This window comes from Streptomyces chisholmiae, from assembly GCF_031845445.1.
Taxonomy (GTDB): Bacteria; Actinomycetota; Actinomycetes; order Streptomycetales; family Streptomycetaceae; genus Streptomyces; species Streptomyces chisholmiae.
The window spans coordinates 1-458 of sequence record NZ_JAVREO010000170.1; the positions used below are offsets into that span (position 1 = coordinate 1).

The window sequence follows — 458 nt, forward strand, 5'->3', positions numbered from 1 at the left end:
GGGGAACGCTGGAAGCCGTTACAGCGCTTCATGAAACACAGGTCGAGGCCGTCGCCGCAATCGCCCCGGCGTTGTCCGCGATCGCGGCCGCCGTCGATGCATCCGCACCCCGGCTGAAACGCGGCGGGCGACTCATCTATGTCGGCGCAGGCACTTCCGCCCGCATCGGCGTGCAGGACGGCGCGGAACTGTTTCCCACCTTCAGTTGGCCGAAGGACAAGGTCGCGTTCGCGATCGCGGGCGGCGAGGGCGCGCTTCTTCAGGCCGTCGAAAATGCGGAAGACAGCGCAATCGAAGGCGCGGGCCAGATCATCCGGTTGGAGGTTGGCCCGGACGACATCGTCATTGGCCTCGCTGCGAGCGGCGCTACGCCGTTCACTGTCGCCGCCATCAAGGAAGCGCGCCAGCGCGGCGCGATCACCATCGGTATCGCCAACAACCCCGGCGCTCCGCTCCTC

1 protein-coding gene is annotated in these 458 nt (G+C 67.5%); it reads left to right on the plus strand.

The window, feature by feature from the left end:
* Window positions 1-458: N-acetylmuramic acid 6-phosphate etherase (locus RM844_RS32630; protein ID WP_311671055.1), on the plus strand; the 458-nt coding region annotated here is incomplete at both ends.